The 26,473-nt window shown below is 42.7% G+C and carries 19 protein-coding genes; 13 read left to right on the top strand and 6 right to left on the bottom strand.

Features of this window, described 5'->3' with window-relative positions:
• The first annotated feature begins 46 nt into the window (after window positions 1-46).
• The 10 genes from radA to VYM24_RS08910 all read left to right on the top strand — a co-directional run bounded on the left by radA (window position 47) and on the right by VYM24_RS08910 (window position 16,248).
• The gene (radA, locus tag VYM24_RS08955; protein ID WP_291553640.1) at window positions 47-1,414 is read left to right on the top strand and encodes a DNA repair protein RadA; all 1,368 of its coding nucleotides are present in this window, start codon (window positions 47-49) and stop codon (window positions 1,412-1,414) included.
• A 47-nt stretch (window positions 1,415-1,461) separates the two neighbouring features.
• The gene (locus VYM24_RS08950) at window positions 1,462-1,839 is read left to right on the top strand and encodes a GxxExxY protein (RefSeq protein ID WP_330941981.1); all 378 of its coding nucleotides are present in this window, start codon (window positions 1,462-1,464) and stop codon (window positions 1,837-1,839) included.
• Window positions 1,840-1,887: 48 nt separating this feature from the next.
• Complete coding sequence (locus tag VYM24_RS08945; protein ID WP_291553634.1) at window positions 1,888-3,498, top strand: NAD(P)/FAD-dependent oxidoreductase; 1,611 nt, start codon at window positions 1,888-1,890, stop codon at window positions 3,496-3,498.
• A 289-nt stretch (window positions 3,499-3,787) separates the two neighbouring features.
• On the top strand, window positions 3,788-4,369 hold the full coding sequence (locus VYM24_RS08940; RefSeq protein ID WP_044265775.1) for an RNA polymerase sigma-70 factor: 582 nt from the start codon (window positions 3,788-3,790) through the stop codon (window positions 4,367-4,369).
• 116 nt (window positions 4,370-4,485) lie between these two features.
• Complete coding sequence (locus tag VYM24_RS08935) at window positions 4,486-5,430, top strand: FecR family protein (RefSeq protein ID WP_044265772.1); 945 nt, start codon at window positions 4,486-4,488, stop codon at window positions 5,428-5,430.
• A 150-nt stretch (window positions 5,431-5,580) separates the two neighbouring features.
• Window positions 5,581-9,123: a SusC/RagA family TonB-linked outer membrane protein gene (locus VYM24_RS08930; RefSeq protein ID WP_044265770.1), complete on the top strand. Its 3,543-nt coding sequence runs from the start codon at window positions 5,581-5,583 to the stop codon at window positions 9,121-9,123.
• 14 nt (window positions 9,124-9,137) lie between these two features.
• Window positions 9,138-11,078, top strand: coding sequence for a RagB/SusD family nutrient uptake outer membrane protein (locus VYM24_RS08925; RefSeq protein WP_330941980.1), 1,941 nt, complete (start codon window positions 9,138-9,140; stop codon window positions 11,076-11,078).
• 137 nt (window positions 11,079-11,215) lie between these two features.
• Window positions 11,216-12,340: a glycoside hydrolase family 88/105 protein gene (locus VYM24_RS08920; RefSeq protein WP_330941979.1), complete on the top strand. Its 1,125-nt coding sequence runs from the start codon at window positions 11,216-11,218 to the stop codon at window positions 12,338-12,340.
• A gap of 12 nt (window positions 12,341-12,352) precedes the next feature.
• A complete protein-coding gene (locus VYM24_RS08915; RefSeq protein ID WP_044265761.1) occupies window positions 12,353-13,621 on the top strand; it encodes a DUF2264 domain-containing protein in 1,269 nt (422 codons plus the stop codon).
• 56 nt (window positions 13,622-13,677) lie between these two features.
• Window positions 13,678-16,248: a glycoside hydrolase family 2 TIM barrel-domain containing protein gene (locus VYM24_RS08910; RefSeq protein ID WP_330941978.1), complete on the top strand. Its 2,571-nt coding sequence runs from the start codon at window positions 13,678-13,680 to the stop codon at window positions 16,246-16,248.
• Window positions 16,249-16,515: 267 nt separating this feature from the next.
• On the opposite strand, the gene VYM24_RS08905 is transcribed toward VYM24_RS08910, so the two are convergent.
• Complete coding sequence (locus tag VYM24_RS08905) at window positions 16,516-16,818, bottom strand: hypothetical protein (protein ID WP_330941977.1); 303 nt, start codon at window positions 16,816-16,818, stop codon at window positions 16,516-16,518.
• 27 nt (window positions 16,819-16,845) lie between these two features.
• On the opposite strand from VYM24_RS08905, the gene VYM24_RS08900 reads away from it, so the two are divergent.
• A complete protein-coding gene (locus VYM24_RS08900) occupies window positions 16,846-17,022 on the top strand; it encodes a hypothetical protein (protein WP_330941976.1) in 177 nt (58 codons plus the stop codon).
• A gap of 55 nt (window positions 17,023-17,077) precedes the next feature.
• Here VYM24_RS08900 and VYM24_RS08895 read toward each other — a convergent pair whose 3' ends face one another.
• The 5 genes from VYM24_RS08895 to lpdA form a co-directional block, all read right to left on the bottom strand.
• On the bottom strand, window positions 17,078-17,581 hold the full coding sequence (locus tag VYM24_RS08895; protein ID WP_330941975.1) for a flavodoxin: 504 nt from the start codon (window positions 17,579-17,581) through the stop codon (window positions 17,078-17,080).
• Between the two features lie 17 nt (window positions 17,582-17,598).
• Complete coding sequence (locus VYM24_RS08890; RefSeq protein WP_330941974.1) at window positions 17,599-19,635, bottom strand: alpha-ketoacid dehydrogenase subunit alpha/beta; 2,037 nt, start codon at window positions 19,633-19,635, stop codon at window positions 17,599-17,601.
• An 18-nt stretch (window positions 19,636-19,653) separates the two neighbouring features.
• Window positions 19,654-21,027 carry a dihydrolipoamide acetyltransferase family protein gene (locus VYM24_RS08885; RefSeq protein ID WP_330941973.1) on the bottom strand — a complete coding sequence of 458 codons (1,374 nt, stop codon included), beginning with the start codon at window positions 21,025-21,027 and terminating at the stop codon, window positions 19,654-19,656.
• A gap of 65 nt (window positions 21,028-21,092) precedes the next feature.
• Complete coding sequence (locus VYM24_RS08880; RefSeq protein ID WP_291553121.1) at window positions 21,093-21,842, bottom strand: lipoate--protein ligase family protein; 750 nt, start codon at window positions 21,840-21,842, stop codon at window positions 21,093-21,095.
• The gene (gene lpdA / locus VYM24_RS08875; RefSeq protein WP_291553123.1) at window positions 21,842-23,191 is read right to left on the bottom strand and encodes a dihydrolipoyl dehydrogenase; all 1,350 of its coding nucleotides are present in this window, start codon (window positions 23,189-23,191) and stop codon (window positions 21,842-21,844) included. The genes VYM24_RS08880 and lpdA overlap by 1 nt, the downstream gene beginning before the upstream one ends.
• A gap of 153 nt (window positions 23,192-23,344) precedes the next feature.
• Here lpdA and VYM24_RS08870 point away from each other — a divergent pair, with 153 nt between their 5' ends.
• Entirely contained in the window at window positions 23,345-23,974 is a 630-nt protein-coding gene (locus VYM24_RS08870; RefSeq protein WP_291553125.1) for a helix-turn-helix transcriptional regulator, read from the top strand.
• Between the two features lie 71 nt (window positions 23,975-24,045).
• Window positions 24,046-26,472 (top strand): TonB-dependent receptor, encoded by a 2,427-nt coding sequence (locus VYM24_RS08865; protein ID WP_291553127.1) that lies wholly within the window; start codon window positions 24,046-24,048, stop codon window positions 26,470-26,472.
• Window position 26,473 lies beyond the last annotated feature (1 nt).

The raw sequence follows: 26,473 nt of genomic DNA, 5'->3' as shown, positions 1-26,473 counted from the left end.
GCTAAATTCGTATCTTTGACCATTCATTCAACAACAAGAGTCTCTTATGGCAAAAGATAAAACGGTTTATGTGTGCAGCAACTGCGGGCAAGATTCTCCAAAATGGGTAGGCAAATGTCCATCGTGCGGAGAATGGAACACATATGTGGAAGAAGTGATACGAAAGGAAGTCGTCAACAAACGTCCGGTCTCCGGGATAGAGACAGAAAAGCAAAAACCTATTGTTCTTAGTGAAATAGAGGCGGATGATGAGCCGCGTATCGACCTGCACGATGAGGAACTGAACCGGGTATTGGGAGGCGGATTGGTTCCGGGATCTCTGGTACTGATTGGCGGTGAACCGGGAATTGGTAAATCGACTTTGGTACTACAAACTGTACTTCATATCCCTGAAAAGCGCGTTCTCTATGTATCGGGTGAAGAAAGTGCCCGCCAATTAAAATTGCGTGCCGACCGGTTATCGCACAATTCCAGTGATTGCCTTATTGTTTGCGAAACATCATTAGAGCAGATATTCGTACATATCAAGAACACCCGTCCGGAACTAGTAATCATTGATTCTATACAGACCATCTCTACAGAAAGCATAGAATCTTCCCCGGGAAGCATAGCACAAGTACGCGAATGCTCGGCAAGCATCCTGCGCTTTGCCAAAGAAACACATACACCGGTATTGCTTATCGGGCATATCAATAAGGAAGGCAGTATTGCCGGACCAAAAGTTCTGGAACATATCGTAGACACGGTGTTGCAGTTTGAGGGTGACCAGCATTATATGTATCGTATTCTGCGTAGTATCAAGAATCGTTTCGGCAGTACAGCGGAATTGGGTATTTATGAAATGCGTCAGGATGGATTACGGCAAGTCAGTAATCCGTCGGAGTTATTGTTGAGCCAGGATCATGAAGGGATGAGTGGTATAGCGATAGCTTCGGCTATAGAAGGGATACGTCCGTTCCTGATTGAGACACAGGCATTAGTGAGCAGTGCGGTATATGGTAATCCGCAACGTTCGGCCACCGGATTCGACCTTCGAAGGATGAATATGCTGCTGGCGGTACTGGAAAAACGGGTAGGCTTCAAGTTAGCGCAAAAGGATGTATTCCTAAATATTGCAGGAGGATTGAAGGTGAATGATCCGGCAATAGACCTGGCGGTTATCAGTGCCATACTTTCCAGCAATATGGATGCAGCCATCGAACCGGAAGTCTGCATGGCAGGAGAAATCGGATTGTCGGGAGAGATAAGACCTGTGAATCGCATAGAACAACGTATCGGTGAAGCGGAGAAACTGGGATTTAAACGAATTCTGCTTCCGAAATATAATCTGCAAGGAATTGATACGAATAAAATAAAGATAGAACTGATACCAGTGCGGAAGGTAGAGGAGGCGTTCAGGGTACTCTTCGGATGATTCACCACAGAGGACACAGAGGGCACAGAGGATTTAAAATATTATATATGGAAAAAGATATTAATATATTGACGGGGACAACATTAAAATATGCATTTGAAGTACATACTCAATTAGGCCCCGGATTATTGGAGAACACATACGAAGCTTGCCTATTTTATGAGTTAAGTAAAGCTGATATAAAAGTAGAAAGGCAAAAGAAGTTGCCAATCATTTATAAAGGAATTACATTGGATACTGATTATAGAATTGATTTATTAATTGAAAAGAAATTAATATTAGAACTAAAAAGCGTTGAAAGCTTGCTGCCAGTTCACTCCGCTCAGCTTCTTACTTACATGAAGCTAAGCGGTCTGCAATATGGATTATTACTAAACTTCAATGTTCCAAGTCTAAAATACGGTATTAAACGTTTTATTTTATAACCCTAACCCTCTGTGACCTCTGTGTCCTCTGTGGTGAAAAAATAAATTATGATACAAGAATACCAACTGCGCGTGCTGCCCGAAGTAGCCGCCAATGAGCAACGATTGAAAGAGTACCTCGTACAGGAAAAAGGACTGAATATGCGGGATATCACTGCTACACGAATACTGAAGCGGAGCATTGATGCCCGTCAACGAACTATATTCGTAAACCTGGGCATACGGGTCTACCAGAACGAAATGCCAAAGGATGAGGAATTCCAGCATACTATATATAATAATGTGGAAGAAAAACCACAAGTCATCGTAGTAGGTGCCGGACCCGGTGGATTGTTTGCCGCACTAAAGCTCATTGAACTTGGACTACGTCCCATCATCGTGGAACGTGGAAAGGATGTGCGCGAACGTAAGAAAGACTTGGCACTCATCAGCCGGGAACACACAGTCAACCCGGAATCCAATTACAGCTTTGGTGAAGGTGGAGCCGGTGCTTATTCGGACGGGAAACTCTATACCCGCAGCAAAAAACGTGGAAATGTGGATAAGATATTGAATGTATTTTGTCAACATGGTGCTTCTACAGCCATACTGATAGATGCACATCCTCATATCGGTACGGATAAATTGCCACGTGTGATAGAGAATATGCGAAATACTATCCTCGAATGTGGCGGAGAAGTACACTTTGAAACACGCATGGATGCCTTGATTATAGAAGGCGATGAGATAAAAGGTATCGAAACCAATACAGGACAGACTATCCTCGGTCCTGTGATTTTGGCAACAGGACATTCCGCACGGGATGTGTATCGCTGGTTAGCGGACAATAATGTAGAAATTGAGGCAAAAGGTATTGCGGTAGGCGTACGTCTAGAACACCCTTCAGAACTAATTGATCAGATACAATATCACAATAAGAACGGACGGGGTAAATATCTGCCTGCCGCCGAATACAGTTTTGTGACACAGGTAGACGGACGAGGGGTATATAGTTTCTGTATGTGCCCGGGTGGTTTCGTGGTACCAGCTGCCAGCGGTCCGCAACAGATTGTGGTAAATGGAATGAGTCCTAGTAACCGCGGGTCGCGTTGGAGCAACTCGGGAATGGTAGTAGAGTTGAGGCCGGAAGACTTGGAGCAATTGACAATTGACAATGCACAATTGACAACTCCAAACCAGCAACAGCGCAATAGCGCAGCCAATTGTCAATTGAACATGATGTATTTTCAGGAGGCCTTAGAGGCCGCCTGCTGGCAGCAAGGCAATATGCGGCAAACAGCTCCTGCACAACGTATGTTGGACTTTACACGCAAAAAGCTGAGTTACGACCTTCCCGAAAGTTCATACGCTCCGGGATTAATATCTTCTCCGCTTCACTTCTGGATACCTTCGTTTCTGACAGAAAGACTAAGTAAAGGTTTTCAGCAATTCGGACGATACAGCCATGGATTCCTCACAAACGAGGCCGTCATGATTGGTATAGAAACACGTACATCAGCTCCCGTACGAATCATAAGAGACAAGGATACATTACAGCACATCCGAATAAAAGGACTGTTCCCTTGCGGGGAAGGAGCCGGATATGCAGGCGGAATCGTATCGGCAGGCATCGACGGAGAACGATGTGCAGAAGCGGTAGCCAACTATTTCAAGCCATAACAATTGTTTCCTTTCACGGTAACACTGTTTACCCCAAATGGTAACTTCATTTACACGCCGAGGTAAAAGCCGTTACATGTCGAGATAAAGAGCGTTACAATAAGGGGTAAAGGTCGTTACATCCTGCGGTAAACACTTTTACATAAAGGGGGGGGGTGTCGGTAAATGCAGTTCACTGATAGCTAACGCATTAACAAAATATCATTATAAAAGCAAATGATTTTCCAACAGTGCATAAAGTTATATGGATGTTTATTGCTAACTTTGCTATACCTTTTTAAGGTACATAATGAAAAGCACAACTGACATACCAATGAGCAATGTTATCGTAAATTCTTTTAATGAGATATACACTTCTTATTACAAGAAGTCATTCTTCTTTGCCAAATCATATGTTCATGATAATTTGGCAGCAGAAGATATTGCTTCCGAATCGTTGATTAAATTATGGGAAAAATTAAAAACAGAGAAAATAGATTATATAGAACCGCTCCTACTTACCATATTAAAGAATAAAGCTTTGGACTATCTGAAACACGAAGAAGTCAAACGTACGGCTTTTGAATCTATGGCCGATTGGCAGCAACAGGAACTTTCTATTCGTATTTCTACTTTAGAGTCATGCGATCCCAATGAAATATTCTCGGATGAAGTAGAAAGTATCATCCGGGAAACATTGAAATCACTATCCGACCAAACCCGGCAGGCATTTCTACTAAGTCGGTTCGAAAACAAGTCCAATAAAGAAATTGCCGAACAGATGGGAATTTCCGTAAAAGGAGTGGAATATCATATATCAAAAGCATTAAAGGCATTACGGATAACCTTAAAAGATTATCTTCCTCTATTTTATTTCTTCTTCTATTATTAACTTCAGCCATGTATCTCTGCCTTTTTGAGAGCAAAAATGAAATAAATTCCATTTTTCCCAATTTTCTTTTAGGGTTGTTTCCACTTTAGTCGTTACTATATAAAATAACATAAAGTATGAATTCCGAATTACTCCAAAAATATATATCCGGCAATGCCACCGAAACCGAAAAGCAGCACGTCACCGAGTGGATGCAAGAAAGCTCGGAGAATATGCGTGAATATATGGCACAGCGCAAGCTACATGATATTGCCCTGTGGCGCACAGAACCTACAAAAGCAGAAAATAAGCAATTAAAAAAGAACTTTACATTGCGTACACTTTGGATAGAGACTGCAAAAATAGCAGCAATATTCGCAGTTATTCTATTAGGTACACACTATTGGTCCGAAAAGCAACAAGCAGAACAAAGTGAGTCACTACAATCCATACATGTACCCGCCGGACAACGAGCCGAACTAATATTGGCAGACGGTACTAAAGTATGGCTGAATTCGCTTAGTACGTTAACCTTTCCGGGACATTTCAATGGTGATATCCGGAATGTAAAGCTAAATGGTGAAGGTTACTTTGCTGTCACTAAAAATGAAAAACAACCTTTTATTGTAGAAACAAACAAATGTAATGTCAAGGTATTGGGTACAGAATTCAATGTCATGGCCTACGCAACGGATAGTATCTGGGAAACGGCCTTATTGGAAGGAGCTGTAGAAATCTTAATCCCAGGTACTACAATAAACGGAATGAAGTTGGAACCCAATACAATGGCAAGTCTGAAAGGAAACAAGCTAACAAAAGGACAAATTAAAGAACCTGACCACTTTTTGTGGCGTGAAGGTTTGATTTGTTTCAATAATGTCTCCGTCAAAGACATGCTGGAAAAGCTAAAGCTATATTATGGAGTTAGCATCATTGTCAACAATACCAAAATACTAAACAATCGTTATACAGGTAAATTCAGAACGGGAGATGGAGTAGAACATGTTTTGAGAGTCCTCAGACTGAATAATAAATTTACCTACAAAAAAGATGACGAGAAGAATGTAATCACTATTAATTAATCCTTTAAAATCATTTTGCCTATGAAGTAACACACTCGAATAACAAGAAATGGGACAGTGCTGCAACACCATCCCATGGGTAGTCAATTACGCATTGACAGTTTTCTTTAATAATCTTAAGTAAAAACCTAAAATTAGTAATGCAAATATATGAAAAATATTTTGTATCAGGAATCTATTGTAGAAATTAAACATTTATTCCATATTATGAAAATCACAGCCTTAGCCCTGTTTATATTTGCCGGGACGGCTTTTGCCACGGAATCTTATTCACAGGTAATGAAAGTGACTGTTGTGGCAGATAAAATATCAACAGGTAAAATAATTAATGAGATAGAAAAACAAACTGATTATTTGTTTGTATACAATGTGAACGAAGTTAACCTCAAACGTACTGTTCAAGTAAATGCAGAGAACAAATCGGTAGCTGAAGTTTTGAATACAGTGTTCGCAGGTACTGATATTTATTATGCCATGGAAGGTAAGAATATCATGCTGATGAGCAAAGCGAAGGATATAGCCCAACAGAGCAATAAAATAACAGGTATAATAAAGGACCAAGAGGGTGAGCCGATTATCGGTGCCAATATAACAGTGAAAGGTCAGTCAATAGGTACAATTACAGATATAGATGGACGATTCGTGCTAGAAGCTTCAGCTAATGCGATAATACAAATTTCTTATATCGGATATGTCTCACAAGAAGTAAACATAGAAAACAAAAAAAATCTCAATATCATTCTGAAAGAAGACACTGAGATGCTGGATGAAGTGGTGGTAATAGGATATGGCACCATGAAGAAAAAAGATCTGACCGGTGCTGTGTCTCAGGTCCGCCCCGCAGAACTTTCAAACGAGGCTCCCAAAACGGTACAAGATGTGCTGCGTGGAACAGCCGGACTACGTATAGGCTTCGATGGTTCGGCTAAAGGAGGCGGTTCCATGCAGGTACGTGGACAGCGTTCTGTCTATTCAGATGGAGGACACAACGACCCACTGATTATACTGGACGGCATGATCTTTTATGGTGAACTGTCTGAAATCAACCCTAACGACATCAGCCAGATTGATGTTTTGAAAGACGCTTCTTCAGCCGCTGTATATGGTGCCAAGGCTGCAAATGGCGTAGTTATCGTAACGACAAAAAAGGGTCGTTCTGAGAAGCCTGTTATCAACTTCAGCGCAAATGTAGGTTTCGTCACAATTGGCGATAACCGAAAAGTGTATGATGCAGACGGATACTTGAAATATCGCGAAGATTTTTACATAACAGACACTTATGGTGTAAATCCCCAAACAGGAAAATACGAAGCATATCAGACGGGCAATACGCCGTCAGGATATTACAATCGCCCCACTGAGGCTAATTTGAATAAGCATGGCATCACATTAGATGCCTGGAAAGCTCAAACCAAACAGGACGAATCTATGAGCATAGAGGAAATCTGGGGAAGACGTTTGGGACTGCAAGCCAGTGACATAACACTGAATAATTTTCTATTGGGACGAACCTTCGATTGGTATGACCACTCTTTCCACACGGGCTTGAACCAAGATTATAATGTCAGCGTTTCCGGGAACTCTAAAAAAGTAAATTATTACATCTCATTGGGCTATCTTTCAAACGAAGGTGTAGCAAGAGGTAATGAATATAGTGCAGTACGTTCAAATATCAAACTTGATACCCAAATAACCCCTTGGCTCAGTGTGGGTGCCAACATCAATTTTCAGAATCGTACGGATGGGGATATTGCAACCAACTGGGAAAGCCAAATATTGGATAACAGTCCATTTACTACACCATATGGCGACAACGGAGAGTTAGTACCCCACCCTATGGGAGAAAATGCTTATTGGAAAGGATATAATTTTGACTATGACCGCCAATATATGGATCTTGACCGTGGATACATGGTGCTTAACAGCATACTTAATTCAAAAGTGACATTACCTTTTGGCATTACATACCAATTCAATGTCGCACCCCGATACCAATACTATCACAACCGTTATTATCAATCGTCTCAGCATCCTGACTGGCAAGCCGAAACTCATAATCGCGTTACTCGCAATCAGGGCAAGCGGTTTGACTGGTCGCTTAACAACACCATTACCTGGGATTATACGTGGGCTAAAAAACATCACACGATCCTGACCTTAGTACAAGAAGCGGAAGAGCGGCAATCATGGGCAGACGAAATTATCGCCCGCAACATCTTGCCGTCAGAAGCTTTGGGATTGCACGGCACAGCCAATGGCGACAAGAATCTGAGTTCATTTAGCTCTACAGACACACGTGAAACAGCTTGTGGCTATTTAGCCCGCTTGTTTTATTCATACAATGATACTTATATGGCTACATTCTCCTTCAGGCGCGATGGCTATTCGGCATTCGGAACAACCAATCCTTACGCCAACTTCTTTTCCGGAGCATTAGCATGGACTTTCACTAATGAGAAATTCTGGGCCTGGAAACCATTAAGTTCAGGTAAGTTGCGCCTGTCATTTGGCCAGAATGGTAATCGCAGTTTAGCTGATTCGTATTTGGCATTAGCCAACCTATCTTTGGGCAAATATACACAGGGATACATAAATGCAGCCTCTGGCGCTTTGATGGACTTAAAATATCTTTTCGTGAGCCGACTGGCTAATCCTAATTTACAATGGGAAAAAACCACCTCTTGGAACATCGGTCTCGATTTGGGATTTTTGAATAATCGCATCAATGCAAGTTTGGAATACTACGTGATGCCTACTACCGATATGATTATGAACCAGTCTTTGCCCAGCTTCACAGGATTCAATTCTATTACCACCAATCTAGGTAGAATTGAGAACCGTGGCTTTGAATTATCAATCAATTCGCGTAACATTGAAAAAGAGAACTTTAAATGGGAAACAGGGTTTACCCTGTCTGTCAATAAAAACACTATCAAGAAACTTTATGGGGAGTCTGAAACAATTATAGATGCGGCAGGAAACACAACGACCAAAGAGCGCGACGATGTAACCAACGGTTGGTTCATCGGACATCCTGTCAGTGCTATTTGGGATTATAAGGTTACTGGCATTTGGCAAAAGGACGAAGTAGAAGAGGCAGCCAAATATGGTCAGCGCCCAGGTGACCCGAAAGTGCAAAATATCTATACAGCCGATGACAAAGTAAATGCTGATGGAAGTGTGACTCCGGTTTACAACAATAAAGACAAGCAATTTATGGGTGAAACCACGCCTCCTGTACATTGGTCACTGAGAAATAACTTCACTATTTATAAGAATTGGAGTTTTTCATTCAATATGTATTCATATATGGGGCACAAAAGCCTTGATACCAACTATCTCAACAATGATAACAGCTATTCACAGATAACAAATTGCCGAAATGTATACACCAAGAAATACTGGACTGTGGACAATCCGACTAATACCTATGCACGGCTAAGCGCACAGGGCCCTACCGGCATATCTGCTCCTGCACGCGTTATCGACCGTTCATTTATTCGTTTGGAAAATATCTCAGTAGCTTATAACATACCCCAGGAATTTCTTGAGAAATATAAGATTCTGAATGCCAAAGTATTTGCTACTGTCCGCAACGTAGCAACTTGGAGCAAAGAATGGGAATATGGTGATCCTGAAACCGGCGGTTTAGCCCCACGCACTTATTCACTCGGAATTAACTTAACATTTTAAAAGTATAACGAATTATGAAAAACTATATAAACATATTTAGGATATTAATTGGAATTGTTTGTATTCAATTATCCTCTGTGAGTTGCTCTGACGACTTCCTGAAACCTGATCCGCTTTCACTTTATGAACCTTCGGTAACATTCAGCACAGTAGAAGGGCTCAATTCAGCTTTGGCTTCGGCAGATAAAGCATTACGTGCCTATTGGACTAACACGGAAGCTTGCGACCTGATGCTTCCCTTAATGAGCGAATATTTATTTTCAGACCTAGCTGTAGCATCCAAAACAGATGATGCTCTTATATTCAGTGATATTAACGAACGCTTCACTCCCAATAATGGTTGGTATAACTTCGACCAGAATCGCCTTGTCATCTTTTGGGGAGAGACCTACAATGGCATTAAATACGCCAACACAATCATCAGTTACATTGACAAGGTTGAAGGACTGGATGAAACAACCAAAAGCGAATATTTAGGCCGAGCTTATTTTCACCGTGCATACCGATACTTGAATCTTTGTTTCCAGTTTGGCGATATACCTTTTGTTTCTAAAATCATTGACAAGCCTAAACAAAACTATAAAAGCACAAAGCGTGAGGCCATCATCAAGAAACTGGTACAGGATATGGAATTTGCAGTGCAGCATGTGCCCGAACAGAAGGATATGACTTATATTGGCATGATTAATAAGGGGGCATGCCGACAGTTGCTGATTAAGTGCTATTTGGCTATGGGGGAGTTTCAGAAAGCCAAAGAACAAGCTGATATACTGATAGACAAGTCAGGTTATGCATTAATGACAGAAACTTTCGGTACCTTCTCAAACCCCAATCCAGCTACTTGGAACATTACAAACAATGTGATCTGGAACTTACACCAAGGCAACAACAAGACCATTGCCGCCAATACGGAAGCTATATTGGTAATGCCCAATCGCTACGGGTCCGACTCCGGTATTCGTACACGTACAATGCGTAACATGGTGCCTTGGTGGAATTCGAACTCCATTTCTACTCCTGATAATAAGCTGGCAGTAGATCGTTTTGCCTTGACAAATGCTTCTTATGACGCCACATTAGACTATAACAGGGCTCTCGGACGCGGTGTGGGGGTTGTGCGCCCCACCTATTTTGCCGAGAATTCATTGTGGTATCTGAATAATACACATGATGACGGTGATCTGAGGCATAACTCTCAAGTGGGCAACTGGGTACATATGGAAGATATCAAATACAACAATCCGAACTCAGCATACTATGGCCAGAACCTAAGCTATATCCACATCAATGAAAAAGGAGAAAAACAGATTCTTTGTAGTGACACCATACGTACTTGGTTTGACTGGCCACACTACAAAACATGGTCAGAATCTCCCGAAGATGAAGCTGCTAACCTTAATAATTATCAGGGTAGCGGATACGCTGATTTTTATTTGTACCGATTGGCCGAAACTTATCTGCTACGTGCAGAAGCTAATTACTACTTGGGCAATATTGAAGAAGCTACGGCAGACGTCAATGCCATCCGCAAACGTGCAAAATGCAAAATCCTCTATTCCAAAGTTGATATAGATAACATTGTGGATGAACGTGCTCGCGAACTTTATATGGAAGAATGGAGATTTACTGAACTAAGCCGCATTTCGTATTCCTTGGCCTTGAGTGGGAAACCTGACAACGAAGGAAAGACTTATGATATAAATAAACTTCATGAAGACAGTTTTTGGTGGCATCGCATCTGCAAGTACAACAATTATTATAATAAGCCCGATGCTCCAATAGTAAAAGGGCGTAAATACACTATGGGACGCCACAATATCAACTGGCCCATACCACAAAGCGCCATTGATGCAAATTTATTAGGTGAACTGAGTCAGAATCCTGGTTATGATGGCTATAACCCATCAGTTGAGAAATGGAAAACTTGGGAAGAAGCTGTTGCCGATGAGCAATAATCTGCATAGAAAAATGAATTGGTGCAAGCTCTATTAATAAAGATATAATCGTCAATAGAATTGCATCAATTCATTTTTTAAGTGTAGCTTTTTATGAGATAAGTCTACTATACTATTAATCAACCATTAACCGAAATATGCATTACATAAAATATATATTAGGAATTCTTATATTATTAGTTGCTTCATGCAACAATAAGAAAGAAAGTACTGAAACCGCAGAAGAAGTGTTGGAGATTATCCATCGAGTAAATCAGCAATATCAATCTACCCACAAAGCACAAGTCCGCTCATTTTGGGATGACGCCGTTTATCATACCGGAAATATGGAAGTTTATGCGCTGACCGGAAATAAAAGCTATATGCAATATTCCATTGATTGGGCTGAATACAATCAATGGAAAGGTGCTACTGGCAACAATAAGTCAGAATGGCTAAGCACTTATGGTGAAACACCGGAATATGTGCTTTTTGGAGATTGGCAAATCTGCTTTCAGACCTACGCGGATCTATATAAACTTAATGCAGACACAATGAAAATAGCCCGTGCCCGAGAAGTGATGGAATATCAAATGTCTACACTTAAACTTGATTACTGGCATTGGGTAGATGCCCTTTACATGGTAATGCCAGTCATGGTGAAGATGTATGACATAACACAGAATCCATTGTATCTGGAAAAGTTGTATCAATATTTAGCAACTACAGATAGTATAATGTATGACACCGAAGCCGGACTTTACTATCGGGATGCCAAATATTTATATCCAGTTCATCAGACAATTAATGGTAAAAAGGATTTTTGGGCACGTGGAAATGGATGGGCATTCGCTGCATTAGCTAAAGTATTGAAACAATTGCCGACTAACGACAAATACCGCCCAGAATATATTGCTCGATACCAAGCCATGGCTAAAGCTTTGGCTACCTGCCAGCAACCCGAAGGATATTGGACACGCAGCCTTATTGATCCTAACCAAGCGCCGGGAGCTGAGACAAGCGGAACAGCCCTTTTTACCTACAGTTATCTGTGGGGAATTAATAATGGACTACTTGATGCGAACACCTATTTACCAATAGCAGAAAAATCATGGAAATACCTAAAAACTGTGGCATTACAAGCTGATGGAAAGATAGGATATATTCAACCTATCGGCGAAAAGGCCATCCCTGGACAAATAGTTGATGCAGATTCATATTACAATTTTGGAGTGGGAGTGTTTTTGCTCGCCGCTTGCGAACGGGTACGCTTTTTAAAATAAAAAAATAATTAGATGAATAAGATTACTTTATATTTGTTTACAATATTATTTTTATTTTCTTCTGCCGACTTATGTGCTAAACAGAAGAAAAAAGGGAAAGAAATATCAGACCGTGAGATGTGGTATAAAATCATGTATCGAATGGCAGCGCCAGTATTAAGCAATATGAGTGAAGGAAAGTTGCAGGAGAATATGCAGCTTGAACTTAGCCCTACTTGGGACGGACGCGATAAACGTGTCTCTTATATGGAATGTTTTGGCCGCCTGATGGCCGGAGTTGCACCCTGGCTTTCGTTGCCCGATGATGATTCAGCAGAAAGCAGGCAAAGAAAGCAATTAAGGATTTGGGCTTTAAAGAGTTATAAAAATGCTGTTGATCCGTCATCTCCAGACTATTTACTATGGAGTGAAAATTTTCAGACCTTAGTTGATGCTGCTTATATTGCAGAAAGCTTTATCCGTGGTTATGATTCGCTTTGGATGCCACTTGACAATATCACTAAAGAACGCTATATAACCCAATTTATTTCCTTGCGGCGTATCAATCCACTGTACACCAATTGGTTACTCTTCACTTCAACCATAGAAGCTTTTCTTCACAAAGTGGAAGGAAAAGCCGACTACTACCGTATTGACTCTGCTTTGCGCAAAGTTTCAGAATGGTACATTGGCGATGGATGGTATTCGGATGGGCCTTCGTTTGCATTCGACTATTATAATAGTTTTGTCATTCACCCTATGCTATTCGAATGCATGGAAGTACTTACCAATGGCGGAAAAATTAAACGGGAATGGGCAGGGACCACATTTTTGCATGCCACCAAGCGTATGCAGCGTTACAGTGTAATTTTGGAACATCTTATATCTCCTGAAGGTACATTTCCTGTATTTGGGCGCTCCATCACTTATCGAACCGGCGTACTCCAACCTTTAGCCTTGGTAGCTTGGAAAGAGCTATTGCCTAAAGAGCTCAGTAATGGTCAAGTAAGAGCGGCAATGACTGCTGTTATCCAACGAATGTTTGCCGATGAACGAAATTTCAATGAAAATGGATTTCTGACGCTTGGCTTCAACGGCAAACAACCCGATACTGCCAATGTATATACTAATAATGGAAGCCTTTATTTAGCGTCATTGGCATTCTTGCCATTAGGGCTACCGGCTGATCATTCATTCTGGACAGCACCAGCTGAATCATGGACATCAAAGAAGGCTTGGGAAGGTGAGGATTTCCCTAAAGATCATACATATTATGAGAAGTTCCACATGAACTATCAATAAAAAAAATTATGAAATTGACCAAAAGCCAAAATTCAAATAATAATAATGAAAAGATTATGATAAATAGAATTCTGCTCAAAATAGGAGTGCTTGCCGCAATAACAATGCTTGCCACTGCCACTTTGCAAGCGCAAAGGGAAATGAAAACCATCAATGACAATTGGGAATTTCGTAAACCTATGGACGAGAAATGGGAGTCAGTCAATCTTCCCCATACCTTTAACCAAGATGCCTACAAACAACGGAATTACTACCAGGGAGAAGGACTTTACAGGCGTACACTTGTTTTACCTGACATAGTGAAAGGACGTCGTTATTATCTGAAGGTAGATGCGGCCAGCAAAGCAGCTACGGTTAGTGTGAACGGTAATAAAGCAGGCTGTCATGCAGGTGGATATACCGCCTTCACGATGGATATCACCAATTACATTCAAAAAGAGAATACGATTGAAATCACAGTGGACAATTCAAGGAAAGACATTACGCCGATATCAGCCGATTTTACATTCTGGGGAGGTATCTATAGAGACGTGTGGCTCATCTCGACTCCAGAACAACACTTCAATATGACCAATATGGGCTCTGATGGTATCTTCATCAATGCTTCAATTACTAACAAGCAAAGCGGTGTACTGAAAGTGCGTAGCGAAGTGAGTAATGACGCTCTGAAAACCACAACTCTGGAAGTTAAAAATGCAATCTACAGTCCGGAGGGAGAACTGCTACAAACCATCAATCGAAAGTTAAAATTAAAGGCCGGTGAAACGCGCACTGTCGAATGTATATCGGATGATATTCAAAATCCAAGCCTGTGGACTCCTGAGACACCGTCACTTTATCTGATAAAGACAATATTGACAGACTTAAAAACGGGCAAACTGCTGGACGAGAAAATACATAAAACAGGCTTTCGATGGTTTGCCTTTGATGGCAATAAAGGCTTTAGCCTCAACGGAAAGCCATACAAATTGCGAGGATTCAATCGACATCAGGATCAAGCCCCAGTGGGCGTAGCATTAGATGACGAAGCACATCGTCGAGACATCGCCTTAATGAAAGAGTTAGGATGCAATTTTATTCGAATTTCACACTATCCGCAAGACGATACTGTTTTAGAGATGTGCGATGAATTAGGATTATTGGCATGGGAAGAAATTCCTATTATAAATATAGTGCCCGACACACCGGGATATGATGATAATTGCGAACAAAATCTGCGCGAAATGATACGTCAACACTACAACCATCCGTCTGTTATCGCTTGGGGATATATGAATGAAATACTCTTGACAACACCTGCGGTTGACAAACCCGAATGGCCGGCTTGCAAAAAACGCACCGTTGCGTTGGCCCAACGTTTGGAAATAGTTCTCAAAGAAGAAGACCCCAGCAGAGTAAGTGTGATGGCTTTCAATATGACAAACCTCTACAACGAAATAGGTCTAAACTTAGAAGATGTTGTTGGGTGGAATCTTTATCACGGTTGGTATGTGGGTGAACTAAAAGACTTCAATGCTTGGTGTGAGGACCAACATCGTCGTTATCCAAACCAACCGATAATAATCAGCGAGTGGGGTGCAGGAAGTGACAAACGATTGCATACCACCAATGGACGTGCATTTGATTTCAGCATTGAATATCAACAAACTTACATTGAGCATTATCTTCCATTCATTGAAGAAACGGAATGGATAAGCGGATGCGCATATTGGAACTTTATTGATTTCAACGTGGCAGCGCGTCAGGAATCCATGCCAAGAGTAAACAATAAAGGAGTGGCCTACAACAATCGTACCTTGAAGGATGTGGCTTATTATTTTAAAGCTTTATGGCGCAAAGATGTTCCGATATTAAGAATAGCCAGTCAAGACTGGGACACTCGTGTGGGAGAAACAAACAAGTCACAGGCCATCAAAATTTATTCAAATATGCCGGAAGTAGAGTTGTTTGTTAACGGGCAGTCCGTAGGAAGCCAAAAGATATTCAATTGCCATACCATTTTCAATGTGCTACTGCCCAAAGGCGAATCAACTATTTTAGTGCAAGGTGTGAATGACGGAAAGACAGTTCAGGATGCTATGAAAATATGTTTTCAACCATTCCCTAATATTGCTGCTGGAGATGAATTGGCTATCAATGTAGGAAGTAACTGTTTTTATACTTCAGATATAAGTAGTCTTACCTGGCTTCCCGACCAGCCCTATACTTCTGGTAATTGGGGATATATAGATGGAGAAGAACACAGTACTACCTCAGAGATACACAATACTGTGGACGGACCATTGTATCAGACATGGCGTGAGGGCAACTTTGCGTACAAGATTGATGCGCCTCAGGGAGATTATGAAATAGAATTGCTCATGGCTGATGTCACTAAGCCTGCAACTCAGTTAGCTAATCTTTTGGGTAAGAGCAGTGGAGAAAAACATTCTGGAGAAACGTACTTCAATATTTCTATTTGCGGGAAACAAGTCGAAACAAATTTCTCACCAGTCGACTATGGACACTATCGCACAGCTTTTAAACGTCGTTATATAGTACAAAACAATGATAATTGTATAACAATTAACTTGAATACCATAAAAGGAAAAGCCTTTTTATCAGGTATTAAGGTGAGACGACTTTGACTATAGGAGATTCCAATCAACGAAAGCCTCAAAACCGATAAACCTGAAACAAATAGTTTTCATCTAAATTGATTATTCAACCTGACAACCGTCAATAATGTGATCTGCATGGGAACACAGCTTCGGTTGATACCGGATATCGATTGCTCAAGTTAACTAAACGACATTAATTAAGAATTGTTTGATAAGGATGAGGCTGTCTCAAAATAGTTTTTGAGCTCAGCCTCTTTTGGTTTAAGGGGTACACATCACTATTATGAGCTAAAATTATGGTCGGGAACTGCACGGAGATTTAAAACTCGTATTGGATTCGGTCAAACCTTGGAAGCCCCCTCCATACGCATCCGTTTCGAAGAATCCGTAAGTGGCACCTGTAGCTAGAATGATGGCGGCAAACGGAGAAAGAGATATCCCACAAACAACCATGCCATGCGTGATATGAAAGATTTCAATCTGAACTGAACACATAATGCCGCAAGACTGGATGATTTTGTTCCCAAAGGTAAAGATGATATCCACAAAGACTTCGGTGATTACTGTTATCCCAGTTTCCGGCACAGCTTTTGTCATGGATGAGCCTCCGGACCTACCCCCAGGATGACACAGTACATTTTAGATGTCAAGATAGTGAATGCAGGCTGTAAGACTCTTCGCATTACTCCCCATCTTGGCGATTTGGAATGGGCGGAAAGGACCTTCCCTATTCCATTCGGTGTAGTCTATATCAAGCATGTTAAAGGAACTAATGGAAAAATCTACAATCAAAGTTCCTGATGGAATCAAAGTAATATAAAATAAGGGGGCCCTCTAACGAGCCCCTCATGTTATTTCAGAATTCTTTCTTCAACTGTTCACACCAGTCCGCTATCCGTTTATCCGTCAACTTCGACTGGTTCTCTATATCAATCACCAGTCCACACCATTTACCATCCCTCAAAGCTCTTGACCGGTTAAATGAATAACCTTCGGCAGACGTAAATCCGACAAGGACAGCCCCTGCCTTTTCAAAGGCATCAGCCAGTATTCCCAGGCCGTCAACAAAATTATCGGGATAACCGATTTGGTCACCAAGTCCGAAGAGAGCAACTTTCTTACCTTTCAGATCGAGGCTTTCTATCTCCGGTATCATTTCGTCCCAATAGGTAGGCAATTCACCATCGAACCAGGTGGAGGCACCTACTATCAGTTTATCATAAGCCTGAAAATCATTCTGCCAGGCTTTTTCTATCATAATCATTTCCACTTCTTTGTGTCCGAGCTTCTCACGTATCTTCTCTGCGATATGAGAAGTCTTGGCAGCATTCATTGCATAAAATAATCCTATCTCTTTCATAATAACTTATTATTAAATTAATATTCCAACAGCTTCTTGGCTGCTTCATAAATTCTATCTGCACCCGGCAGAATGGCACGTTCCAGTATTGGATTAAAACCTACAGGAGTAAAGGTAGAGCCTACACGCTGTACCGGTGCATCCAGGTAACGGAACAAGTCTGTACCAATACTGGCTGCTATCTCGCCACCGAAGCCACCAAAGACTTTATCTTCATGAACAATCAGGGCTTTACTGGTCTTCTTCACAGACTCATAAATGGTTTCTTTATCCAACGGTATCAAAGAACGGATATCGATCACTTCCACACTCCAGCCACCTTCTTTTTCCAAACGTTCGGCAACATTCAGGCAGAAATGCGTTGTGTTACCATAGGTGATAATACTCAGGTCACTGCCCTCACGGCGAATACGCGCTTTCCCAAAAGGAACTTCAAAATCATCAGGAACAATGGTGGCTGCTTCTACGGAATTATACAATGCTTTCGGTTCAATAAACAACGTAAACCCACGGGAACGTATACTTGTACGAAGCAGTCCGGCAGCATCATCGGCAAAGGACGGGCAAACAATCCGTGCTCCGGGCAGAGTAGCCAAAGCGCCCTCCAGATTTTGCGAGTGATAGAGTCCGCCACCGATATAACCACCGGAAGCCAAACGCAAAGTTACATTAGGAACAAACTGTCCGTTGCTACGCCAATACTCATGGGTACATTCCACATATTGTTCTACGGCAGGCCAGAAATAGTCGGCAAACTCCGCACCTTCTATCACTACCCGGATTTTAGGATCAAAACGGCTCATACCATTTGCTGTGCCGACAATATAATCTTCGGCAATAGGCGCACTAAACACACGAGCTTCACCGAATTCCTGTTGCATGCCTTTGGTTACATTGAACACGCCCCCTTTATCCCGATTGGCAACATCCTGTCCCCAGATGAAGGTATCAGGATTATGGCGGAACTCTGCTTTCAGCGTTTCATTGATGGCAGTTACAAAGAATTTCTTCTCTCCTTCTGTCTCACGATGTGTTCCATCTTTATATTTTTCCGGTTCATAAGGTTCCGGCAATACATAGTCGAAAATGGTTTTAGGATCAGGATCGGGAGCTGTCAGCGCCTTACGATTGGCAGCAGCCAGGTCTTTCTTTGCTTTCTCCTCTATTTCTTTCAGCTCTTCTTCGGTGAGACGCTTGTAACGCAACAGCATCCGGCGGAACTTCAGCAGCGGATCAGCTTCTTTCACATAAGCCAGTTCATTTTCATCCCTGTACAAAGTATCTTTGTCAGAGTTGGAATGGGAACCGATACGGACACAATTGGCATGTACGATTACCGGATTCCGGTTCAGCAATGCATACTCACGGGCCTCAGTCATGGCATTCATGGAGTCGAACACATCTTTTCCATTACAATGGATAATCTTCAGATTCTTGAATCCGGAGAAGTTATCCGCCACTTTACGAGCTGCCGTCTGGTCTTTCTTCGGAACAGATATACCATATCCATTATCCTGCCATACAAAAATAACGGGCAGGCGTTCAAGACTGGCACCATTGACAGCTTCGTAGACAAAGCCCTCGGATGAGGCAGATTCACCGTGTGAAGTAATAACGACTCCTTTATGGTCATAATATACCATTGCACGTGCCACACCGGCTGCATGAAGATCATGCGTACCTGTAGCCGAGGATATATTCTCGATATGCCATTCGGGTTTGGCAAAGTGATTGGACATGTGGCGTCCACCACTTCCCGGATCAGTAGCTTTGGAGATACCGTTCAGTATAAGCTCTTCTGCCGTCATTCCGGCGGAAAGGGCAGTCAGCATATCACGGTAATAAGGGAAAAGGAAATCTTCTCCTTTGGTAAATACCTGTCCGATGGCCAACTGTATTCCGTCATGTCCGGCATACGGAGCGTGAAAGGACCAGCCAAGGGACTGCAACAGGTAAGCGGGCGCTTTTTCATCGAGCGCACGCCCCAGCGTCATCAGGTAATACCATTTCTTCAGCAGTTCCACATCTGTGGTTTTTATATTGTACTTTTTCATACTCATCAAGGTATTAAGTTATTCTTTCCAGTTTTCCAGATACTCTTTAATAAAATAGAGGAAGTTGCCACCTAATGAACCATCCACGACTCTATGATCATAAGAGAGAGACAGATACATCTTATGACGGATGGCAATCACATCCCCTTCCGGGGTCTCTATTACAGCAGGCTTCTTCTCAATGTATCCTACTCCCAGGATAGCCACCTGAGGCTGATTGATGATAGGTGTACCGAACAAAGACTTGAATGTACCGAAGTTCGTAATCGTAAAAGTGCCACCGGAAATATCATCGGGCATCAGCTTATTATCACGAGCCTTGAGTGCCAGTGAATCAATGGCTACGGCAAGTCCGTTCAGGTTCAGACGATCGGCATCACGAACCACCGGAACAATCAGATTGCCATCATTCAGAGAAACGGCAATACCGACATTGATATGTTTCTTGAACAAGATATTATATCCCTCTACCGATACATTCACTTGCGGGTAAGCAGCCAGCGCCTTCGCCACAGCTTCTGTGATGGCAGGCATATACGTAAGTTTCACTCCCTCACGACGTAAGAAAGCGTCTTTATTCTTATCACGCCACTTCACAAGTTTCGTTGCATCTACTTCCACAATATTGGTTACGTGCGGGGAAGTATGTTTAGACATTACCATGTGGTCGGCTATCACCTTACGTACACGATCCATCTCTTTTACTTCAACACCTTCTGCTGAGAATGTGCCGGAAGCAGGTGTAGTACGTTGTACTTCAGGAGTTGCAGCTGGTTTAGCAGACGACTGGGCAGGTGCTGTAGCTACCGGTTGCGGTGCAACGCTTGCAACAGGTTGCGTACTTGGCTTAGCAGCAGGCTGCGCCATAGCGGTACCACCACTTTGTTTCCGGACAATGTAACTCTTGATATCCTTCTTGCTCACCCGTCCCTGATATCCGGTACCCGGAATAGTATCCAGTTCTTTAGGCTGAATGCCGGCCTCACGAGCCAACTGAAGAACTACAGGCGAATACCAACGTTCTTCTTCCGATTTTACAGCCTTGACTTGAGGAGTTTCCTCAGAGGCAGCCTTAGAAACAACCGCAACACTCTCATCAGTAGCGGAACTTTGGAGAGCCTCTACGCTATCCTCATCCCCGGAGTTCTCACCTCCGATATCGACAATAGCCACCACCGTACCCACAGCTACGGTATCTCCTTCCTTAAATAAAATTTCCACGACTTTACCTTCTACCGGAGATGGTATTTCGGCACTAACCTTAGCGGTATTTACTTCAAACAACACATCATCTTCTTTAATGATGTCTCCTACTTGTACCGACCATGAGATGATGGTACCTTCGGTTATACTTTCACCCAATTTGGGCATCTTTATTTCAAATCTTGACATATAGTTAAGTTTTAGGTTCTCGGTTTATTATTATACAACAAACAACTGAGTAGTAAGTTTTTAACTTAAGTAAAAGTTAATGCGGATTTATGATATATCCACTCTTTGCAGGCATACTTTTCCGTTTTCAACCGTTCGATGGCTTCCATATCTCCGGCAGAAAAACGGTAAATCCGGTTATCGTCATCATCTACAAAGGAGTGAAAGAGCAAGTGTATGAAACGCTTGATGGCCATGGGTTCGGACAAAAACTCTTTTATATTAGCAACTTCACTCCGTACGGAAGGTACCGCACGCACAGTACGAGAGCCCGGTATACGGCTTTCCGCATCCGGATCGCCATTCAATGCCGCATTCAACGTATCCAGATCAGTAGAAAACAACAAAGTACAATGATACATCACACGATCTTTGTGTATGCACTGCGCACTACCTGATATTTTCCGTTCATCCACATAAATGCCCAGACGCTGGTCAGCATAAGCTGAGATGCCTACCTTTTCAAGGAAATCAACGACCTGTTGCAGGTAATATACAAAGTCCGGCTGCTTTACGGTTTCAATAAAACTCAGATTAATGTTTCCCCGGTCATGATATACAGCCCCTCCACCGGAGAAACGGCGTGCCAGGACTATTCCCTTTTCATCCAGAAACCTCTCGTCCGCTTCCACCGCCACACTCTGATGTTTCCCAATCACTACGGATGGTTCCGACTGCCAAAGCATAAAGAAGTTACCTCGCTTCTGCTTCAACAAATACTCTTCTGCTGCCAGATTAAAATAGATATCCGTACAGCGATTATCAATACAGAACATTACGCAAACAAAGTTTCATGGAAGATTTCACCGACCGTCGGATGCGGAAAAACAGTCTTTTGAAACTCTTCTACCGTATATCCGTGCTGCACGGCAAGTCCGGCAAGAACAATCAATTCGGAAACTGGATTTCCCAGCATATGGCAACCTATCACCCGATCATCATCGTCCAATATCAACTTACAAAGCCCATTCACCAATTCATTCTCGGCTACAAAACGACCGGAATAGGCCATCGGTAGCTTCTGTACATGATAACTGATACCGGATGTTTTCAGTTCTTCCTCAGTCTTACCGACTCCCGCTACTTCGGGATTGGTATACACCACACCGGGTACACAATCGTAATTCATACGGTCTTCCACTCTCAGGATATGATTGACAGCAACTTCACTTTCACGAATGGCAGTATGTGCCAGCATAGAGTGTCCGGTAATATCACCACAGGCATAAACACGAGGATGGGAAGTCTGCATATGCTCATCCACCTTCACACCGTTACGCAGCAATTCAATGTTCAGTTTATCCAAACCGACCTGGGACAAATTAGCTTTCCTACCCACACTGACGAGTACCTTTTCGGCTTCGATAAGTGCAGTCTTACCTTCTTTTTCAATAGTGACACCCTCTTTACCAACTTCAATTACTTTGGCATTCAAATGGAAATTAACCCCACGCTTCTGATATTCCGAACGCAGCATGCCGCTGGTTTCCTTATCCATGGCGCCTAATACTTCAGGCATCATTTCAACAACATACACCTGCACACCCATGCTATTGAAAAAAGAGGCGAATTCCATCCCGATAACACCACCACCGATAATGACAAGTGAACGGGGCAAAGTTGTGATCTCCAACGCTTCCTTTGATGTCCAATAATCAATTTCAGATAATCCTTTAATGGGAGGGATCAATGTATCGGAACCTGTACATACCAACAGATAGGTTACTTCATACGCTTCGCCGGCAGCCGAAAGTTGGAAACGTCCGTCCGCCTCACCCATAATAACGGCTTCCTGCGGCACAATAACAGCACCGTACGAACTGACCGTCATCTTCACACCACCGGTCAGCTTTTTCACAATCTTATCTTTACGGTCGATAATCTTTTTCATATCGAATGACGAGCCGTCGGGCACAGAGATGCCATACTTGGACGCTCCTTTCATATTGTCCCACAACTTGGCGGAATAGAGCAAAGTTTTGGTAGGGATACACCCCTCATTGAGACAAACACCGCCAATAGCTTTCTTTTCAAACAAAACAGTTTGCAGCCCGTTTGCAGCCGCTCTTTCGGCTGCCGTATATCCGGCAGGGCCACCGCCGATGATAGCTATATCATATTTCATAAATCAGTAGTATTAAGTAAATTATATACTTAACAACAAAAGAGAAGAGCGCAAAGTTCTATAGCAACTTATTAAGGAAAGTTACTGTTTTTCAATCACAATAGCCTACATCCTAAAATTTATCTGTACTTTTGCAGAAATTAAAGAAATACTATGGTAGCTCCCGAAATAGCAATTGCTGACTCCAATACCTTATCATGTATGGGATTGCAAAGCCTTCTGGAAGAAATTATCCCGATGGCCGTCATACGTGTATTCAGTTCGTTCGAGGAACTGATGGACGATACCCCCGATATGTACGCACATTATTTTGTTTCAGCACAGATATATTTTGAGCATACCGCTTTTTTCCTACCGCGCAAGCCCAAGACCATTGTATTGGCAAACGGTGACAATCAGCCTCAACTGGCAGGAATACCGACTTTGAATATTTATCAGGACGAGAAAACACTGATAAGGAATATCCTGCAACTGCATCAGTTCGGACACAAAGGCGGACATCCTTATAGCCACCCCCACGGACATCCCCATGATGCAGCGGCGCATCCGTGCGGTAATCCTCATGCCGACAGCGGACATGATCTTTCTCCCCGCGAAATAGAAGTACTGGTACTGATAACCAAAGGACTTATCAATAAAGAAATAGCCGATAAACTGAATATCAGCCAGACTACGGTCATCTCCCACCGAAAGAATATCACGGAGAAACTGGGTATTAAATCAGTGGCCGGACTGACGATTTATGCTGTAATGCACGGATACGTTGAAGCAGACCGTATCTAAATCCTAATAAATGAGGATTGCGGAAACAGGGAAAATGCTCTTACTTTGCAACCGAAATAAAACGAGTTGATATGAATAAGAGTAAATTATTGATTTTTGCCCTGGCACTCCTACCCATAGGAAACATTGCGGCAGAAAAAGTGGATACCCTGAAAATAGTGGACGTTGAAGAGGTTCTCATCATTGCAGCACCTAAAGAAAACCGTAAGTTGCGCGAGCTGCCCAATGCCGTCACCTTACTTTCGCAACAAGACATGCAAGCTGCACAAGTGAACTCCATAAAAAAACTGACAGCACTGGTCCCGAATATATTTATTCCTGATTATGGTTCGCGACTGACATCTGCCGTCTACATTCGTGGTATCGGTTCCCGCATCAATACTCCCTCCGTAGGGCTCTATGTTGACAATATACCTTATATAGATAAATCCGCATTCGATTTCAATTATTCCGACATCGAACGTATTGATGTGCTGCGCGGTCCGCAGGGTACACTGTACGGACGAAATGCGATGGGTGGACTTATTAAAGTACATACCAAATCTCCTTTCTCTTATCAAGGTACTGACTTCCGGATAGGGGCAGGTACACACAATCAATACAATACTTCCGTCACTCACTATCACCGGATGAATGAGCGCTTTGCATTCTCGGCTGGAGGATTTTATGAATACGAAGGCGGTTTCTTCCGCAATGCAGCGCTCAACAATAAAAAGGTAGATAAAGGGCAGTCTGCCGGTGGACGTATCCGCGCCATCTACTTGCCCAGCGATAATTGGAAGCTCGACTTTAATGTAAGTTATGAATATGGTGACCAGGGCGGTTACCCGTATGGACTCTACAATAAAGAAACCGGAGATGTAGCCAAAACGGCTTACAATGATGAAAGTAGCTATTACCGCAACCTGCTGAATGCCGGACTTAATGTAGAGTACCAGGCACAGAATTTCACACTCAGTGCCGTAACCGGATATCAGCATCTAAAGGATCGTATGTTTCTGGATCAGGATTTCACAGCCTCAGATACGTATACACTGGAACAGAAACAACGCATCAATACCATCAGTGAAGAGATTGTGATGAAAAGCAAGAGCAACCGGCGTTGGCAATGGGCAACAGGTGTCTTCGGATTCTATCAATGGCTGAATACTACTGCCCCCGTCACATTCAAGGAAGACGGCATGACAATGATGAACCAGATGCTGGGTAGTGTAATTCCTCCACTAATAGAAGTACCGATGAGCCCGGTGATGAATATGAATATCATGCCATCATTAAAAGTAACCAGCACACGTTTACCTATCAACGGAGATTTCAAAACACCGCTTCTGAATGGAGCTCTGTTTCACCAATCCACATTCAGAGATTTATTTAGTATCGACGGATTATCATTCACTGCCGGACTTCGCCTGGATTATGAGAAGATGAAGATGGATTACAACTCCGGCACAGCAATGGATTACACCGTAGGCATTACAGGTCAGATGATGCAGAACGGACAGCCTGTTCGTGATCCTATAATAATGATGCCGGAAACAGCCCTGACTGTAGAATCCTGCTACGAAGGTTCCATCAGCAAAGATTATCTGCAACTACTTCCGAAGTTCGCCTTGCAATATGACTTCCGGGATAATGCCGGAAATGTATATGCTACCGTCAGCAAAGGTTATCGCTCGGGAGGATATAACATTCAGATGTTCTCCGACCTTCTACAATCCAGTTTGCGCAACGATATGATGAAGCAATCTAAAGAAGCAATCATGCCCAATGTTCCAGACAACTTCAAAGATTTGGTAGATGGTTTTCTACCTGATGGCGGTAAGAATCCGGATGCCCGGGCTGCCACCGTATATAAACCGGAACAAACCTGGAACTATGAAATAGGTACTCACCTAAACCTTTTCCAAAACCGTCTGCGTGCCGATGCCGCCCTGTTCTGGCTTGAAACGCGCGACCAGCAGATTTCCCGCTTCGCCCAGAGCGGACTTGGACGCGAGACGGTAAATGCAGGAAAGAGCCGCAGCTTGGGAGCAGAAATATCTCTGATGGGTGCAGTTACCACTAACTTTACCCTGACTGCAAGCTATGGTTATACTTATGCCACATTCAAAGATTACATAACAACCAACAGTAAATTAGAAGAAATAAGTTACAACGGCAACTATGTTCCTTTCGTTCCGAAGCACACTCTGAGCCTGGGCGGACAATACATTTTCCGCATCAACCCGGGACATTGGTTGGACCGTATTCAACTTAATGCCAACTACACCGGTGCAGGACGCATCTATTGGACCGAGCAGAATGATGTCAGCCAAGCCTTCTACGGCACATTGAACGGACGCCTCAGCCTGCAAAAAGGCAACGGACAGATTGACTTCTGGGTTCGCAATGCGCTGGATAAAGACTACGCTGCTTTCTACTTTGAAAGCATGGGCAACGGATTCATGCAGAAAGGCCGCCCCATACAGGCGGGAGTCGAACTACGTTGCAGGTTCTGAT

Source organism: Bacteroides sp. MSB163, assembly GCF_036416795.1.
GTDB lineage: Bacteria > Bacteroidota > Bacteroidia > Bacteroidales > Bacteroidaceae > Bacteroides > Bacteroides maternus.
The sequence above is the reverse complement of the archived record's forward strand: the minus strand, read 5'-3'. Positions and strand labels throughout refer to the sequence as shown.

What these genes read in the sequence shown, in the direction of transcription:
- VYM24_RS08925 (WP_330941980.1), top strand. Translation starts at nt 9,138, where the DNA reads ATGAAAAACTATATAAACATATTTAGGATATTAATTGGAATTGTTTGT.
- radA (WP_291553640.1), top strand. Translation starts at nt 47, where the DNA reads ATGGCAAAAGATAAAACGGTTTATGTGTGCAGCAACTGCGGGCAAGAT.
- VYM24_RS08905 (WP_330941977.1), bottom strand. Translation starts at nt 16,818, where the DNA reads ATGACAAAAGCTGTGCCGGAAACTGGGATAACAGTAATCACCGAAGTC.
- VYM24_RS08935 (WP_044265772.1), top strand. Translation starts at nt 4,486, where the DNA reads ATGAATTCCGAATTACTCCAAAAATATATATCCGGCAATGCCACCGAA.
- VYM24_RS08890 (WP_330941974.1), bottom strand. Translation starts at nt 19,635, where the DNA reads ATGAAAAAGTACAATATAAAAACCACAGATGTGGAACTGCTGAAGAAA.
- VYM24_RS08885 (WP_330941973.1), bottom strand. Translation starts at nt 21,027, where the DNA reads ATGTCAAGATTTGAAATAAAGATGCCCAAATTGGGTGAAAGTATAACC.
- VYM24_RS08910 (WP_330941978.1), top strand. Translation starts at nt 13,678, where the DNA reads ATGATAAATAGAATTCTGCTCAAAATAGGAGTGCTTGCCGCAATAACA.
- VYM24_RS08880 (WP_291553121.1), bottom strand. Translation starts at nt 21,842, where the DNA reads ATGTTCTGTATTGATAATCGCTGTACGGATATCTATTTTAATCTGGCA.
- VYM24_RS08945 (WP_291553634.1), top strand. Translation starts at nt 1,888, where the DNA reads ATGATACAAGAATACCAACTGCGCGTGCTGCCCGAAGTAGCCGCCAAT.
- VYM24_RS08915 (WP_044265761.1), top strand. Translation starts at nt 12,353, where the DNA reads ATGAATAAGATTACTTTATATTTGTTTACAATATTATTTTTATTTTCT.
- VYM24_RS08865 (WP_291553127.1), top strand. Translation starts at nt 24,046, where the DNA reads ATGAATAAGAGTAAATTATTGATTTTTGCCCTGGCACTCCTACCCATA.
- VYM24_RS08940 (WP_044265775.1), top strand. Translation starts at nt 3,788, where the DNA reads ATGAAAAGCACAACTGACATACCAATGAGCAATGTTATCGTAAATTCT.
- VYM24_RS08895 (WP_330941975.1), bottom strand. Translation starts at nt 17,581, where the DNA reads ATGAAAGAGATAGGATTATTTTATGCAATGAATGCTGCCAAGACTTCT.
- VYM24_RS08950 (WP_330941981.1), top strand. Translation starts at nt 1,462, where the DNA reads ATGGAAAAAGATATTAATATATTGACGGGGACAACATTAAAATATGCA.
- lpdA (WP_291553123.1), bottom strand. Translation starts at nt 23,191, where the DNA reads ATGAAATATGATATAGCTATCATCGGCGGTGGCCCTGCCGGATATACG.
- VYM24_RS08900 (WP_330941976.1), top strand. Translation starts at nt 16,846, where the DNA reads ATGACACAGTACATTTTAGATGTCAAGATAGTGAATGCAGGCTGTAAG.
- VYM24_RS08930 (WP_044265770.1), top strand. Translation starts at nt 5,581, where the DNA reads ATGAAAAATATTTTGTATCAGGAATCTATTGTAGAAATTAAACATTTA.
- VYM24_RS08920 (WP_330941979.1), top strand. Translation starts at nt 11,216, where the DNA reads ATGCATTACATAAAATATATATTAGGAATTCTTATATTATTAGTTGCT.
- VYM24_RS08870 (WP_291553125.1), top strand. Translation starts at nt 23,345, where the DNA reads ATGGTAGCTCCCGAAATAGCAATTGCTGACTCCAATACCTTATCATGT.